This window comes from Streptomyces sp. NPDC042002 (assembly GCF_055588305.1).
Genome location: NZ_JBVJCT010000018.1, coordinates 56,177 through 71,918, shown reverse-complemented (window position 1 = coordinate 71,918; position 15,742 = coordinate 56,177). Strand labels below are relative to the sequence as shown.

Annotated in this window: 9 protein-coding genes and 1 pseudogene; 4 read left to right on the top strand and 6 right to left on the bottom strand. The window is 69.3% G+C overall.

The window, feature by feature from the left end:
• Window positions 1–206: 206 nt before the first annotated feature.
• The 6 genes and pseudogenes from ACZ6KY_RS25080 to ACZ6KY_RS25055 all read right to left on the bottom strand — a co-directional run bounded on the left by ACZ6KY_RS25080 (window position 207) and on the right by ACZ6KY_RS25055 (window position 7,353).
• A complete protein-coding gene (locus tag ACZ6KY_RS25080) occupies window positions 207–1,406 on the bottom strand; it encodes a PAC2 family protein (RefSeq protein WP_469312522.1) in 1,200 nt (399 codons plus the stop codon).
• 266 nt (window positions 1,407–1,672) lie between these two features.
• Window positions 1,673–1,950 (bottom strand): annotated as a pseudogene (locus ACZ6KY_RS25075) (FCD domain-containing protein); the annotation flags it as partial.
• Between the two features lie 117 nt (window positions 1,951–2,067).
• On the bottom strand, window positions 2,068–3,684 hold the full coding sequence (locus ACZ6KY_RS25070) for a glycerol-3-phosphate dehydrogenase/oxidase (RefSeq protein ID WP_469312521.1): 1,617 nt from the start codon (window positions 3,682–3,684) through the stop codon (window positions 2,068–2,070).
• Window positions 3,685–3,703: 19 nt separating this feature from the next.
• Window positions 3,704–5,242: a glycerol kinase GlpK gene (glpK, locus tag ACZ6KY_RS25065; RefSeq protein ID WP_469312520.1), complete on the bottom strand. Its 1,539-nt coding sequence runs from the start codon at window positions 5,240–5,242 to the stop codon at window positions 3,704–3,706.
• Between the two features lie 116 nt (window positions 5,243–5,358).
• Window positions 5,359–6,147, bottom strand: a complete 789-nt coding sequence (locus ACZ6KY_RS25060) for an MIP/aquaporin family protein (RefSeq protein WP_469312519.1) — start codon at window positions 6,145–6,147, stop codon at window positions 5,359–5,361.
• A 441-nt stretch (window positions 6,148–6,588) separates the two neighbouring features.
• Window positions 6,589–7,353 carry an IclR family transcriptional regulator gene (locus ACZ6KY_RS25055; protein WP_401333762.1) on the bottom strand — a complete coding sequence of 255 codons (765 nt, stop codon included), beginning with the start codon at window positions 7,351–7,353 and terminating at the stop codon, window positions 6,589–6,591.
• Between the two features lie 268 nt (window positions 7,354–7,621).
• Between ACZ6KY_RS25055 and metH the strand changes: the two genes are divergently transcribed.
• The 4 genes from metH to ACZ6KY_RS25035 all read left to right on the top strand — a co-directional run bounded on the left by metH (window position 7,622) and on the right by ACZ6KY_RS25035 (window position 15,738).
• On the top strand, window positions 7,622–11,149 hold the full coding sequence (gene metH / locus ACZ6KY_RS25050; protein ID WP_469312518.1) for a methionine synthase: 3,528 nt from the start codon (window positions 7,622–7,624) through the stop codon (window positions 11,147–11,149).
• 140 nt (window positions 11,150–11,289) lie between these two features.
• Window positions 11,290–11,991, top strand: coding sequence for an HAD family hydrolase (locus ACZ6KY_RS25045; protein WP_469312517.1), 702 nt, complete (start codon window positions 11,290–11,292; stop codon window positions 11,989–11,991).
• Window positions 11,992–12,456: 465 nt separating this feature from the next.
• Complete coding sequence (locus tag ACZ6KY_RS25040; RefSeq protein ID WP_469312516.1) at window positions 12,457–14,061, top strand: ABC transporter substrate-binding protein; 1,605 nt, start codon at window positions 12,457–12,459, stop codon at window positions 14,059–14,061.
• Window positions 14,062–14,154: 93 nt separating this feature from the next.
• Window positions 14,155–15,738, top strand: coding sequence for an ABC transporter substrate-binding protein (locus ACZ6KY_RS25035; RefSeq protein ID WP_469312515.1), 1,584 nt, complete (start codon window positions 14,155–14,157; stop codon window positions 15,736–15,738).
• Window positions 15,739–15,742 lie beyond the last annotated feature (4 nt).

Here is a 15,742-nt window from a genome sequence, read left to right as displayed (position 1 = left end):
TGGAGGCCGCGACGGGAAGGCACCGTCGGGGGTGGGATGTGGGTGGTGGGCGCTAGGGACCGGCTCCGGTGTCGACCCCAACGAAGGGAGGGGCCCCCCCCCCCCCCCCTCCCCCCCCCTTCCGGATCGGTCCGGGTGGCCGGTCCTCGGAATGAGTCCCCGTAGCCCAGTCCCCGTAGTCCAGCCCGTAGTTCAGTCCCCGGAACTCAATCCTCGGAGGGGTCCGATGTGCCGGAGGGATCTGAGGAATCCGCCGCGTCCGAGGGATCCGACGTATCCGCGGACTCCGGCGCGCCCGGCGCCTTCGACGTGTCCGAGGCCGACGTGTCCTTCGACGTACCCGAGGGGTCCTTGGGGCCCTTTGAGCCCGTGGAGCCGGGCTCGCGGTCCTGGGCGTCCGTGTCGGTGCCGTCCGCGGCCTCGTCCGTCCCGGTGTCCTGCCCGGTGTCGGACTCGGGGCGCTGCGTCAGCGGGGGCCGGGTGCGGCCGCCGGGAGTGTCGCGGAGGTACGAGGCCGGTTCGCCGCTCTCCGTCGCGTGGCCGCCGGCTCCCGCCGTCGGACCGCCGCCGTCCCTGCGGCGCAGATAACGCTCGAACTCGCGGGCGATCGCCTCGCCGGACGCCTCCGGCAGTTCGGCGGTGTCCCGGGCCTCCTCCAGCGTCTGCACGTACTCGGCGACCTCGCTGTCCTCGGCGGCCAGCTGGTCGACGCCCAGCTGCCAGGCCCGCGCGTCCTCGGGCAGCTCGCCCAGCGGGATGCGCAGGTCGATGAGGTCCTCCAGGCGGTTGAGCAGGGCCAGCGTCGCCTTCGGGTTGGGCGGCTGCGACACGTAGTGCGGTACGGCCGCCCACAGCGACACGGCGGGTACGCCAGCGTGCGTGCACGCCTCCTGAAGGACGCCGACGATGCCCGTGGGGCCCTCGTACTTGGTCTCCTCCAGGTCCATCGTGCGGGCCAGGTCGGAGTCGGAGGTGACTCCGCTGACCGGCACCGGACGGGTGTGCGGGGTGTCGCCGAGCAGCGCGCCCAGGATCACCACCAGCTCCACGCCCAGTTCGTGCGCGAAGCCCAGCAGTTCGTTGCAGAACGAGCGCCAGCGCATCGACGGTTCGATGCCCCGGACCAGCACGAGGTCGCGCGGCTTCTCGCCGCCGATCCGGACCACCGACAGACGCGTGGTCGGCCAGGTGATCTTGCGTACGCCACCGTCCAGCCACACCGTGGGCCGGTTCACCTGGAAGTCGTAGTAGTCCTCGGCGTCCAGCGCCGCGAACACCTCGCCCTTCCATTCCCTGTCCAGATGCGCGACCGCGGCGGAGGCGGCGTCGCCGGCGTCGTTCCAGCCCTCGAACGCGGCCACCATGACTGGGTCGATCAGCTCGGGAACCCCCTCCAGCTCGATCACCCAGCGCCTCCTTCCGATGTGCCCTCGCGTACGCCTCAACCTTACGGCGTGCCGAGGGGGCCTCCGCAGCCCCCTCGCACGGGGGAGTGAACGGATCACTGCCCCGTCGGGAGCCCGGAAACACGCGTGCCCGCCACCCGGGCCACCGCGCACTCGTCCGAGCTCCCTGGCCAACTCGCCGGGGGAGCGGGGACGTTGCCGTGGACCCGCGCCTCAGGCCGGCCGACCGGGAGAGATCCGGTGTCCCGGAAGCGATCCCGCGGCTGGAGCGTGGATCTGAGCCAGTGCTCCGCACTCGCGATGTGCACCGACGCCCAGGACCGGGCCGCCTCGGCGTCCCCGTCGCGCAGGGCGGACAGGAAGCGCGGTGCTCGCGCATCGTGCGGCCGACCGCGTCCTCCTGGGCCGGACCGCGCCGGACGGAGGCCCGGGTGGTGGGTCAGGACAGGCTCTCCAGCAGCGAGCACAGCACCGAGTTGCCCGAGGCCGCCGCGATGCCCCGGTGGAAGTCCAGCTCGCAGGCAACGAGTTCCGCCACGGACGGATTCGGACGGGGTTCTGGAGGCTGAACGGGTGAGCGTGCCGGGGACCGCGCGGTGCCGGCACACGCGTGAGGGGCGGCACCCCCCGTGGGAGCCGCCCCTCACCCGACCGTGCGTCCCTACTTGCCGTCGAGCAGGTTCTGCACCTTGGCGCGGACGTCGTCCGTGGCGAGACCGCGGATCGTCAGCGTCGTACGGCGGCGCAGCACGTCGTCCGCCGTCTCGGCCCACTCGTTGTCCCGGGCGTAGACGACCTGCGCCCAGATCTCCGGGGCGTCCGGGTGGACGCGCTCGCCGAGCGCCGGGTTCTCGTTCGCCAGCCGGGCGATGTCGAAGGCCAGCGAGCCGTAGTGGGTGGCCAGATGCCTGGCCGTGTCGGCGGCCATGCGCGGGCCGGGCGCCGGACCGTCCACCAGCAGGCGGTGCGCGACCGCGCGCGGGTTGGCGACACCGGGGAGCGGCAGCTTCCTCGGCAGCTCGGAGATCGGCTCGAAGTCCTCGCCCAGGGGATGGCCGGGCAGCGACTCCAGTTTCTTCATGACCGTACGGCCGATGTGCCGGAAGGTGGTCCACTTGCCGCCCGCGACGGACAGCATGCCGCCGCGGCCCTCCGTGACGACCGTCTCGCGCTTGGCCTTCGACGTGTCGCCGGGGCCGCCCGGCAGCACCCGCAGACCGGCGAAGGAGTACGTGATCAGGTCGCGCGAGAGCTGCTGGTCGCGTATGGAGAACGCGGCCTCGTCGAGTATCTGGGCCGTGTCCTTCTCGGTGACCGAGACGTCCGCCGGGTCGCCCTCGTACTCCTCGTCGGTGGTGCCGAGCAGGAGCATGTCCTCCCACGGGAGAGCGAAGGTGATGCGGTACTTGTCGATCGGGGTGGCCAGCGCGGCCTTCCACGGGGAGGTGCGCTTCAGGACGAGGTGCGCGCCCTTGGACAGGCGTATGGACGGGGCCGCGTCCGGGTCCTCCAGCTTGCGCAGGTGGTCGACCCACGGGCCGGTCGCGTTCAGCACGAGCCGGGCGTTCACGCCGAACTCGTCGCCGGACAGCCGGTCCCGCAGCTCCGCGCCCGTCACCCGGCCCCGCGTGAAGCGCAGGCCGGTGACCTCGGCGTGGTTCAGGACCGCGGCGCCCGACTCGACGGCCGCGCGGACCGTCATGAGGGCCATGCGGGAGTCGTTCATCTGGTCGTCGCCGTACACGGCCACGGCCTTGAGGTTGTCGGTGCGCAGCTCGGGCACGTCCTGCGCGGCCTTGGAGGGGCTGAGCAGATGTCCCACGCCGTCACCGAAGGCCGACAGGGCGGAGTAGGCGAAGACGCCCGCTCCGAGCTTCGCCGCGCCGTGCGGCCCGCCCTTGTACACGGGGAGGTAGAACGTGAGCGGGTTCGCCAGGTGGGGGGCCACCTGACGGGAGACCGCACGGCGCTCGAAGTGGTTCTCCGCCACCAGCTTCACCGCGCCGGTCTGCAGGTAGCGCAGACCGCCGTGGAGAAGCTTGGAAGAGGCGGAGGAGGTGGCGCCGGCGAAGTCGCCGGCGTCGACCAGCGCCACCCGCAGCCCGGACTGCGCGGCGTGCCAGGCGGTGGAGATGCCCAGGATGCCGCCGCCGATGACGAGGAGGTCGTACGTTGCCTTGGAGAGCTGCTCCCGGGCCTCGGCGCGGCTCGGGTTGGAGCCGGAGGCCGGGTGCGTGCCGAGGGCAGGCACGGACTGCAGGGTGGGCTGGCTGGTCATTGCGGGTTCTTACTCCTCGTCAGTTCTCGTCTTCGATCCAGCCCATGGTCCGTTCGACGGCCTTGAGCCAGCTCTTGTACTCACGGTCGCGGACGTCCGCGGCCATGTTGGGGGTCCATTCCGCGGCCCGGCGCCAGTTGGCGCGCAGGTCCTCGGTGTTGGTCCAGAAGCCGACGGCGAGACCGGCGGCGTAGGCGGCGCCGAGGCAGGTGGTCTCGGCGACCATCGGACGCACCACGGGGGCGTCCAGGACGTCGGCCAGGGTCTGCATCAGCAGGTTGTTGGAGGTCATGCCGCCGTCGACCTTGAGCGCCGTGAGCTCGACGCCGGAGTCCTTGGTCATGGCGTCGCTGATCTCGCGGGTCTGCCAGGCGGTGGCCTCCAGGACGGCGCGCGCGATGTGCGCCTTGGTGACGTACCGGGTCAGTCCGGCGATCACACCGCGGGCGTCGGGACGCCAGTACGGGGCGAACAGACCGGAGAAGGCCGGCACGACGTACGCGCCGCCGTTGTCCTCCACCGAGGACGCGAGGGTCTCGATCTCGGCGGCGGACTTGATCAGGCCCATCTGGTCGCGCATCCACTGCACCAGCGAGCCGGTGACGGCGATGGAGCCTTCCAGGGCGTAGACCGGCTCCTGCTCGCCGATCCGGTAGCCGACCGTGGTCAGCAGGCCCGAGTACGAGTTGATGATCTTGTCACCGGTGTTCATCAGCATGAAGGTGCCGGTGCCGTACGTGGACTTGGCCTCGCCCTCGGAGAAACAGGTCTGGCCGAACAGGGCCGCCTGCTGGTCGCCGAGCGCGGAGGCGACCGGGATGCCGCCGAGGATCTCGCCGAGCGGGCCGCCGGTGACCTCGCCGTAGACCTCGGCGGAGGAGCGGATCTCGGGGAGCATCGCGAGCGGCACGCCGATGGACTCGGCGATCTTCTCGTCCCAGGCCAGGGTGTGCAGGTTCATCAGCATGGTGCGGGAGGCGTTGGTGACGTCGGTGACGTGCTTGCCGCCGTCGACACCGCCGGTCAGGTTCCAGATGACCCAGGTGTCCATGGTGCCGAACAGGATGTCCCCGGCCTCGGCGCGCTCCCGCAGGCCCTCGACGTTGTCGAGGAGCCAGCGGGCCTTGGGGCCGGCGAAGTACGACGCGAGCGGCAGACCGGTCTCGCGGCGGAAGCGGTCCTGGCCGACGTTGCGGCCGAGTTCCCGGCACAGGGCGTCGGTGCGGGTGTCCTGCCAGACGAGGGCGTTGTGGACGGGCTCACCGGTGTTCTTGTCCCACAGCAGCGTGGTCTCACGCTGGTTGGTGATGCCGATGGCCTTGATGTCGTCGCGGGTGATGCCGGCCTTCGAGATGGCTCCGGCGACGACCTCCTGGACGTTGGTCCAGATCTCGGCGGCGTCGTGCTCGACCCAGCCCGGCTTCGGGAAGATCTGCTCGTGCTCCTTCTGGTCGACGGAGACGATGCGTCCGTCGCGGTCGAAGACGATGCAGCGGGACGAGGTGGTGCCCTGGTCGATCGCGGCGATGAAGGGGCCTGCGGTGTGTGCGTCGGTCACGGTCTGCTCCTGATGTCCGTCGGAAAGGGGCTGTTTACGGCGCGGTGCTTCAAAGCGGTGCTGTGCGGCTCGCGGCTCTTGGGGCGCGGCTTCCAAGCGTGCTGGAGCGGGGGCTCCTAAGCGAAGGCGACGTTGTATATGCCTGCCGCGATCGCGCCGCCGATGAGCGGACCGACGACCGGTATCCAGGCGTAGCTCCAGTCCGAACCACCCTTGTTGGGCAGGGGGAGCAGGGCGTGCACGATGCGCGGACCGAGGTCACGGGCCGGGTTGATCGCGTAGCCGGTGGGGCCGCCGAGGGAGAGGCCGATGCTCACCACCACGAAGGCGGTGATCAGGGCGCCCAGGGTGCCCAGGCCGTTGCCGTTGTCGTTCAGGCCCTGCGTGAGGATCGCGAGGATCAGGACGACGGTGCCGATGATCTCGGTGGCGAGGTTCTGCGCGATGTTCCGGATCTCGGGGCCGGTGGAGAAGACGCCGAGCACCGGGCCCGCGCCCTTCTCCTCGGCCTCGACCGACTTCACGGTCTGCTCCTCGGGGCCCCCGACGATCTCGCTGTCGGTGAGGTGCGCGAGGAACTGGCCGTAGTAGGCGACCCAGACCAGCGACGCGCCGATCATGGCGCCGAGGAGCTGTCCGCCCCAGTAGGTGGCGAGGTTGCTGTAGTCGTCGTCCTTGATCGCGAGCGCGAGTGTCACGGCCGGGTTGAGGTGCGCGCCGGAGAGCGGCGCCGAGATGTAGACCGCGGTCATGACCGCGAAGCCCCACCCGAAGGCGATGGCGAGCCATCCGGCGCCTCGCGCCTTGGAGGCCTTCAGCGTGACGGCGGCGCACACGCCACCGCCCAGCAGGATGAGCACGGCGGTACCGATGGTCTCGCCGATGAAGATGTCGGAGCTGGACACCCGCGACTCCTTTGTCCTTCGTCCAGGGGAAGCCGAACCCCGGGTCCCACCGGTGGTTCGTGCTCTCGGGGAGTGAGAGCGGTCTCGGCCCTGGCATTGCCACACTCTAACGCGTATTACCGGTAGGTGTTCGACAATGTCGACCGATGGACGGGAGTCTTGCTCTCGCTTCAGCGGCTCGTCAAGGGTTGGGTTATCGAAAACACGATCGTTATTGATTGTTGTGTGCTATCGATGCGTCGTCGCTGGTCCGAGGGCATACGAAGGAGGCCGGGAAGCATTCCGCTTCCCGGCCTTGTCTCCTGTGTGAATCCCGGGCCCTGCCCCGTACGCGCCTGTGAATGGTCCGTGCGTCGGAACGGCCCCGCGAGGGGTCTGTGTGTCGGAGCGGACCCGGCGAAGGGTCCGCGCGTCAGAACCGCCCGGCGAACGGTGTTCGCGTCAGAACCGCCCGGCGCCCAGGTCCCGCGACACCGCGCGGGCGCAGTCCCGTACGGCGGCGATCAGGTCGGGGCGCAGCTCCCCGTCCTTGCACACCCGCTCCACGGCCCCGGTGATGCCCACCGCGCCGACCGGCATCCGCCGCCGGTTGTGGATCGGGGCGGCGACCGAGGCGACACCCGTCCAGGTCTCCTCGACGTCGTCCGCGTACCCGCGCGCGCGGGTCACGTCGAGGACGCCCTCGAAGTCGTCCAGTTCGCTGATCGTCCGCGGTGTGAACGCCTTGCGCTCGACCTCCAGGACCTCGCTGTGCGCCACCGGGTCGTACGCCGACAGCACCTTGCCCAGGGCTGTGGAGTGCAGCGGCTGCATCGCCCCGACCTCCAGGACCTGACGGCTGTCGTCGGGCCGGAAGACGTGGTGCACGATCAGTACGCCCTGCTGGTGCAGTACGCCCAGATAGACGCTCTCGCCGCTGGAGCGGGCCAGGTCGTCGGTCCACACCAGGGCGCGCGCCCGCAGTTCGTGCACGTCCAGATAGGTGGTGCCCAGGCGCAGCAGTTCGGCGCCCAGCTGATAGCGCCCGGAAGCCGTGTCCTGCTCGACGAACCCCTCCTGCTGGAGGGTGCGCAGGATGCCATGGGCGGTGCCCTTGGCCAGGCCCAGCGAGGAGGCGATGTCCGACAGGCCGAGCTGCCGCTCGCCGCCCGCCAGCAGCCGCAGCATCGCCGCTGCCCGTTCGAGCGACTGGATGTTCCGTGCCATCGCCGTGCTGCCTCCGTCCCCTTGGACCGCCGGCGTGCGACTACCCGCTACCGTTCGGCAATGTCGAACACTACCGGTCGTCACCGAGCTCCCGCCAATGGGTGGTCGCCCCACGTTCCGTCCGCCGCCACACCGGCGTCACCCACGCCACGCCCGTCCGGCTCGTGGACGCCACGACCGATCCGCGCTGCTCCGGGCTACCCTGACGGCGTGCGCCTTCCATGGGAAGCGCAAAGCCGACAGCCGTCGCACTCCAGGGAGCACCTTCATGGCCTCGTTGCCGAACCCGTCCCTTTCGTCCGGCCTTTCCGAGAGCCGGAGGCGGACCGACGCACTCCGAGAAGCGCTCGCCACCCGGGTCGTGGTGGCCGACGGCGCGATGGGCACGATGCTTCAGGAGCAGGACCCGACGCTCGAGGACTTCGAGAACCTCGAGGGCTGCAACGAGATCCTCAACATCACCCGCCCCGACATCGTGCGCTCCGTCCACGAGGCGTACTTCGAGGTCGGCGTCGACTGCGTCGAGACGAACACCTTCGGGGCGAACCACTCCGCGATGGCCGAGTACGACATCGCCGAGCGCGTCCACGAGCTCTCCGAGGCCGGGGCCCGGATCGCCCGCGAGGTCGCCGACGCGTTCGGCGCCCGCGACGGCCGCCAGCGCTGGGTGCTGGGCTCGATCGGCCCCGGCACGAAGCTGCCGACGCTCGGCCACGTCTCCTACGGCACCCTGCGCGACGGCTTCCAGGCCAACGCCGAGGGCCTGCTCGCCGGCGGCGCCGACGCGCTGATCGTCGAGACCACCCAGGACCTGCTGCAGACGAAGTCCTCCGTCCTCGGCGCGCACCGCGCGATGGAGGCGACCGGCGTCCGGGTGCCCCTGCTGGTCTCCATGGCCTTCGAGACGACCGGCACCATGCTGCTGGGCTCCGAGATCGGCGCCGCGCTGACCGCGCTGGAGCCGCTCGGCATCGACATGATCGGCCTGAACTGCTCCACCGGCCCCGCCGAGATGAGCGAGCACCTGCGCTACCTCACCCGGCACTCCCGCATCCCCCTGCTGTGCATGCCGAACGCCGGTCTGCCGGTCCTGACGAAGAACGGCGCCCACTTCCCGCTCGACGCCGAGGGACTGGCCGACGCCCAGGAGAACTTCGTACGGGACTACGGCCTCTCCCTGATCGGCGGCTGCTGCGGCACGACCCCCGAGCACCTGCGCCAGGTGGTGGAGCGGGTCAACGGTGTCACGCCCCCCGAGCGCAGCCCGCAGCCCGAGCCCGGTGCCGCCTCGCTCTACCAGACGGTCTCGTTCCGCCAGGACACCGCCTACATGGCGATCGGCGAGCGCACCAACGCCAACGGCTCGAAGAAGTTCCGCGAGGCCATGCTGGAGGCCCGCTGGGACGACTGCGTGGAGATGGCCCGCGACCAGATCCGCGAGGGCGCGCACATGCTCGACCTGTGCGTCGACTACGTCGGCCGGGACGGCGTCGCCGACATGGACGAGCTGGCCGGCCGGTTCGCCACCGCCTCCACGCTGCCCATCGTGCTCGACTCCACCGAGGTCGAGGTCCTGCGCGCCGGCCTGGAGCGCCTCGGCGGCCGCGCGGTCCTCAACTCCGTCAACTACGAGGACGGCGACGGCCCCGAGTCCCGGTTCGCGAAGGTCACCCGACTGGCGCAGGAGCACGGCGCCGCGCTGATCGCGCTGACCATCGACGAGGAGGGTCAGGCCCGTACCGTCGAGACCAAGGTCGCCATCGCCGAGCGGCTCATCGAGGACCTGACGGGCAACTGGGGCATCCACGAGTCCGACATCCTCATCGACACCCTGACCTTCACGATCTGTACCGGCCAGGAGGAGTCCCGCAAGGACGGCATCGCGACGATCGAGGCGATCCGCGAGCTCAAGCGCCGCCGCCCGGACGTGCAGACCACGCTCGGCCTGTCCAACATCTCCTTCGGCCTCAACCCGGCCGCCCGCATCCTGCTCAACTCGGTCTTCCTCGACGAGTGCGTCAAGGCGGGCCTGGACTCGGCGATCGTGCACGCGTCCAAGATCCTCCCGATCGCCCGGTTCAGCGAGGAGGAGGTCACCACCGCCCTCGACCTCATCCACGACCGCCGGGCCGAGGGCTACGACCCGCTGCAGAAGCTGATGGCCCTGTTCGAGGGCGCCACCACCAAGTCCCTCAAGGCGGGCAAGGCCGAGGAACTGGCCGCGCTGCCGCTGGACGAGCGGCTGAAGAGGCGGATCATCGACGGCGAGAAGAACGGCCTGGAGGCCGACCTCGCCGAGGCCCTCCAGGACCGCCCCGCCCTCGACATCGTCAACGAGACCCTGCTGGACGGCATGAAGGTGGTCGGCGAGCTGTTCGGCTCCGGCCAGATGCAGCTCCCGTTCGTGCTCCAGTCCGCCGAGGTCATGAAGACGGCCGTCGCCTACCTCGAACCGCACATGGAGAAGTCGGACTCCGAGGGCAAGGGCACCATCGTGCTGGCCACCGTGCGCGGCGACGTCCACGACATCGGCAAGAACCTCGTCGACATCATCCTGTCCAACAACGGCTACAACGTCGTCAACCTCGGCATCAAGCAGCCGGTCTCCGCGATCCTGGACGCCGCCGAGGAGCACAGGGCCGACGTCATCGGCATGTCGGGGCTCCTGGTCAAGTCCACGGTGATCATGAAGGAGAACCTGGAGGAGCTGAACCAGCGGGGCCTGTCCGCCGACTACCCGGTGATCCTCGGCGGCGCCGCCCTGACCCGGGCCTATGTCGAACAGGACCTGTACGAGATCTACCAGGGCGAGGTCCGTTACGCCCGCGACGCCTTCGAGGGCCTGCGCCTGATGGACGCGCTGATCGGCGTCAAGCGCGGAGTGCCCGGAGCGGTGCTGCCCGAACTCAAGCAGCGACGGGTGCGGGCGGCCGCGGACACGGTCGTCGAGGAGCGCCCGGAAGAGGGCCACGTCCGCTCCGACGTCTCCGTCACCAACCCCGTTCCGAAGCCGCCCTTCACCGGCACCCGCGTGATCAAGGGCATCCAGCTCAAGGAGTACGCCTCCTGGCTGGACGAGGGCGCCCTGTTCAAGGGCCAGTGGGGTCTCAAGCAGGCCCGCGCCGGCGACGGCCCGACGTACGAGGAACTGGTCGAGACCGAGGGCCGGCCGCGGCTGCGCGGGCTGCTGGACCGGCTCCAGACCGACAACCTGCTGGAAGCGGCCGTGGTCTACGGCTACTTCCCGTGCGTCTCCAAGGACGACGACCTGATCATCCTGGACGAGCGGGGCAACGAGCGGACCCGCTTCACCTTCCCCCGCCAGCGCCGGGGCCGCCGGCTCTGCCTGGCCGACTTCTTCCGCCCGGAGGAGTCGGGGGAGACCGACGTGGTCGGCCTCCAGGTCGTCACCGTCGGCTCCCGGATCGGCGAGGAGACCGCCAAGCTCTTCGAGGCCAACGCCTACCGCGACTACCTCGAACTGCACGGCCTGTCCGTGCAGCTCGCCGAGGCACTCGCCGAGTACTGGCACGCGCGGGTGCGCTCGGAGCTGGGCTTCGCGGGGGAGGACCCGGCCGGCGTCGAAGACATGTTCGCCCTGAAGTACCGCGGCGCCCGCTTCTCGCTCGGCTACGGCGCCTGCCCCAACCTGGAGGACCGCGCCAAGATCGCGGAACTCCTGGAGCCCGAGCGCATCGGCGTCCACCTCTCCGAGGAGTTCCAGCTCCACCCGGAGCAGTCCACCGACGCGATCGTGATCCACCACCCGGAGGCGAAGTACTTCAACGCACGGTGAGGGCTCCGACGCGCTGCGGTCCGCACGCTCGCGCAGACTGATCGGATAAGTCGTACACTGGTCGGTCCATCGCAGGCCGGTTGTCCCCTGGCGCAAAAGGGGGCAGCCGGCCTGATCGTCCCTCAAGGAGGTGCGCCAGGATGACCAGTACGGTCCCCGCGCTCGGAACTCGTACGGCCGAAGGCTCAGCCCTGCAGGCCGTGCTCCTCGACATGGACGGAACCCTGGTGGACACCGAGGGCTTCTGGTGGGACGTGGAAGTCGAGGTCTTCAAGGCCCTCGGTCACGCGCTGGACGACTCCTGGCGCCATGTGGTGGTCGGCGGTCCGATGACCCGCAGCGCGGGCTTCCTCATCGAGGCCACCGGTGCCGCCATCACCCTCCCCGAGCTGTCCGTGCTGCTCAACGACGGTTTTGAGGAGCGCATCGGCCACTCCCTGCCGCTGATGCCGGGCGCGGCCAGGCTGCTCGCCGAGCTCGCGGCGCACGAGGTCCCCACCGCGCTGGTCTCCGCCTCGCACCGGCGGATCATCGACCGCGTCCTGGGCGCGATCGGCTCCCACTTCTTCGCACTGACCGTCGCGGGCGACGAGGTGGAGCGGACCAAGCCGTTCCCCGACCCGTATCTGCTCGCCGCCGCGCGGCTCGGCGCAGAACCGGCGCGATGTGCCGTCATCGAGGACACCTCGACCGGAGTCGCCTCCGCCGAGGCCGCGGGCTGCCAGGTGGTCGCCGTCCCCTCGGTCGCGCCCATCGCCCCGGCCGCCCGCCGCACCGTGGTGAGTTCCCTGGAAGAGGTCGACCTGCCCTTTCTGCACCGCCTGATGACGGAAACACACTGAAAGTCCACCGAGTACGCCCCGCCGAATCGCGCGGCGCGCGGTGGTGAATGCCGTGGAAAGGTCCGGCGGCTCCCTGTGGTAAGTGCGAGCGAGGGCCCGGCGGGAATTCATAACGGGGCGGATGGCTGAATTCCGGTCCTCCTCAATCAATTTGACAGTGTGACGTTCGCCACGTTACGGAGGGTCGACAGTCGGACCGACTTGTGCACACATCTCCCCGCCGTGAAGGCCCGACGTGCCCTTGTGTCCCGATTGATGAAACCCTGCACTAATCCTTCCCGTGTCGGGTTATCGGTGCGTCCGCGCCCGGTTTCGCAGCGTGAGCGGAAGGCGGCTCCGGCACCTGCTGGCCGATCCTGTGGTGCGGACTAATGTCATCGCGAGAACATCGCCGTAACCCCGTGACCCGCCGCGCCACCCCTGCATGCCGGTTCGCGGAAACTACAGCTCTGGAGAAACACGAGCATGAACCGCAAGACTTTGGTGCTGCCGGCCGTGGTTGGCCTGCTCGCCCCGGTGCTCGCCGCGTGTGGTGGGTCCGCCAGCGGGAGCAACAGCGGCGATGCCATCGTTGTCGGCACCACGGACCGGTTCACGGTGTCGAAGGATGCCCCGGCTCCGTTCGACCCGGCGTACGCGTACGACGTCGGCACCTGGAACGTGCTGCGTCAGACCGTGCAGACGCTGATGGTCCAGCCGCGTGGTGACGGTGAGCCGCAGCCCGAGGCCGCCGAGAAGTGCGGCTTCACCGACAGCGGCAACGAGCGCTACTCGTGCACGCTGCGCGAGGGCCTGGAGTTCTCCAACGGTGACGCGATCACCGCCAAGGACGTCAAGTTCTCGATCGACCGTGCGAGGGCCATCAAGGCCGACAGTGGTGTGTTCGCCCTGCTGTCCACCATCGACACCGTCGAGACGCGGGGCGACCGAGAGGTGATCTTCCACCTCAACAGCGCCGACGCGACCTTCCCGTTCAAGCTGTCGACCCCCGTCGCCGGCATCGTGAACCCGAAGGACTACGAGAAGAACAAGCTGCGCGACGGCTTCTCCGTCGACGGCTCGGGGCCGTACACCGTGGAGACCGAGGTCAAGGACGACGCCGTCGTCAAGGCCGTCTTCACGAAGAACTCCCACTACAAGGGGCAGTTGAAGATAAAGAACTCCAAGGTCGAGATGCGCTCCTACGAGAGCGCGGCGGCCATGGGCACGGCCCTCGAGAAGGGCGACATCGACCTGATGACGCGCTCGATGACGCCGGCGCAGATCACCAAGCTGGACAACGCTTCGGGCGGCAACATCAACCTGAACGAGATGCCCGGCCTGGAAATCCGCTACCTCGCCTTCAACACCGACGCCCCCTCGGTGAAGTCGACCGCCGTCCGCCAGGCCATGGCGCAGCTCATCAACCGCGGTGAACTCGTCGCCAAGGTGTACGGCACGCAGGCCGAGCCGCTCTACTCGATGGTCCCGGCGACGATCACGGGTCACTCCAACGCGTTCTTCAACCGGTACGGTGACCCGAGCGTCAGCAGGGCCCAGACGATCCTCGGCAAGGCCGGCATCACCACCCCGGTGAAGGTCACGCTGCACTACACGACCGACCACTACGGCACGGCCACCGCGCAGGAGTTCGAGATCCTGAAGAAGCAGCTCAACGCGAGCGGCCTCTTCGACGCCACCACTCAGGGCACGACCTGGGACAAGTTCGTCCCGGCCGAGCGGGCCGGCAAGTACGATGTCTGGGGCATGGGCTGGTTCCCCGACTTCCCCGACGCCGACAACTTCCTGGCGCCGTTCCTCGACAAGGACAACTTCCTCAAGTCGCCCTACTCGAACAGCAACATCATCAACAACCTGATCCCCGCCTCCCGGCGCGAGGCCGACCGCCTCACCGCGACGAAGAGCCTCACGACCATCCAGGACATCGTCGCGAACGACGTCCCGCTGATCCCGCTGTGGCAGGGCAAGCAGTACATCGCCGCCCGCGACAACATCACGGGCTCGGAGTGGGCGCTCAACTCCTCCTCCACTCTTCAGCTGTGGGAGCTCAGCCGGGGCGTCAGCGGCTGACCGAACCATCCGATCCGGGGCCGTCAGGCCCCGGATCCGGCCCGGGGCCTGACGGTCCCGGGTTCAGTAGATCCAACGACAAGGCACGTGCAAGTGAACATGCGTAACCAGTGGCCAGTCCTGCCCATCGTGGCGGGGCTGGCCTCCGGCCTGCTGACCGGCTGTGGCTCGGAGACGGGCAATCCCGGGAGCAGTAGCTCCTCCGTGGTGATCGGGATGTCCGACGACGTCCTGGCCACCGACCCAGCTTCCGGCTACGACCCAGGATCGTGGCTGCTGTTCAACAACGTCTTCCAGTCGCTGTTGAGCTTTCCCAAGGGCGGAACCGAGCCCGAGCCGGAAGCGGCCAAGGAGTGCGCGTTCACCGACACCGGCACCAAGGTGTACAAATGCACGCTGCAGGACGGTCTGAAGTTCAGCAACGGTGACGCGCTCACCTCGGCGGACGTGAAGTTCTCCTTCGACCGTACGCTGAAGATCAACGACGCTGCCGGTCCGGCGATCATGTTCCCCATGCTCGACCGGGTCGTCACGCCGGACGCCCAGACCGTCGTCTTCCACCTCAAGTACGCCGACGCCACCTTCCCGAGCAAGATCGCCTCCGGCGCCGGCTCGATCGTGGACCACCAGCAGTACGCCACGAACGCGCTCCGCAAGGACAACGAGGCCGTCGGTTCCGGCCCGTACAAGCTCGACTCGTTCAGCCACGACAAGGCCGTCTTCTCGGTCAACCCGAGCTACAAGGGCACCGCCAAGGCCAAGAACACCGGCATCACGCTGCAGTTCTTCCACGGCGACCAGGCGGCCCTGAAGAACTCCCTGCTGAACAAGCAGATCGACGTCGCCTACCGAGGCCTCGCCGCCGACGACATCGCGGAGATCCAGAACGCCTCCGCGAGCAACAGCGGCATCAACGTCGTCGAGGGAACCAGCGCCGAAGTCCAGCACATGGTCTTCAACATGGACGACCCGGTGGCCGGCAAGCCCGGCGTCCGCAAGGCCATCGCCTACCTCCTGGACCGCGACGCCCTCGTCGGCGACGTCTACCAGGACACCGCGACCCCGCTGTACTCGATCGTCCCCTCCGGCGTCACCGGGCACAGCACGTCCTTCTTCGACACCTACGGTGCCCACCCCTCGCGGTCCAAGGCCGCGGCCGCGCTGCGCGCCGAGGGCATCACCGGCAAGGTGAAGCTCACCCTCTGGTCGACCCCGTCGCGCTACGGTCCCGCCACGGACCAGGAGTTCAAGGCGATCGCCAAGCAGCTCAACGCCAGCGGACTGTTCGACGCGAACGTGAAGTCCGTCGCCTACGGCCAGTACGAGCAGGACGTCACCGCCGGCAAGTACGGCGTGTACGTGAAGGGCTGGGTGCCCGACTACCCGGACCCGGACAACTTCACGGCCCCGTTCTTCGGCAAGGGCAACGTGCTGAGCAACAACTACACCAACAGCACGATCACCGGCACCCTCATCCCGAAGACGGCCGCCCAGAGCGACCGCGCCTCGACCGAGGCCGCATACGGCAAGCTCCAGGACCTGGTCGCAGCCGACGTGCCCGTCCTGCCGATCTGGCAGGCCAAGCAGTACGCCGTCGCGCGCGACGGCGTCTACGGCCTCGAGAACTGCCTCGACGCCTCGACCGTGTTCCGCTTCTGGGAGATCTACAAGGGCTGACCGA

Coding starts and splice junctions, on each gene's coding strand:
- ACZ6KY_RS25070 (WP_469312521.1), bottom strand. CDS start 3,684: ATGACCAGCCAGCCCACCCTGCAGTCCGTGCCTGCCCTCGGCACGCAC.
- ACZ6KY_RS25055 (WP_401333762.1), bottom strand. CDS start 7,353: ATGGCACGGAACATCCAGTCGCTCGAACGGGCAGCGGCGATGCTGCGG.
- metH (WP_469312518.1), top strand. CDS start 7,622: ATGGCCTCGTTGCCGAACCCGTCCCTTTCGTCCGGCCTTTCCGAGAGC.
- ACZ6KY_RS25045 (WP_469312517.1), top strand. CDS start 11,290: ATGACCAGTACGGTCCCCGCGCTCGGAACTCGTACGGCCGAAGGCTCA.
- ACZ6KY_RS25040 (WP_469312516.1), top strand. CDS start 12,457: ATGAACCGCAAGACTTTGGTGCTGCCGGCCGTGGTTGGCCTGCTCGCC.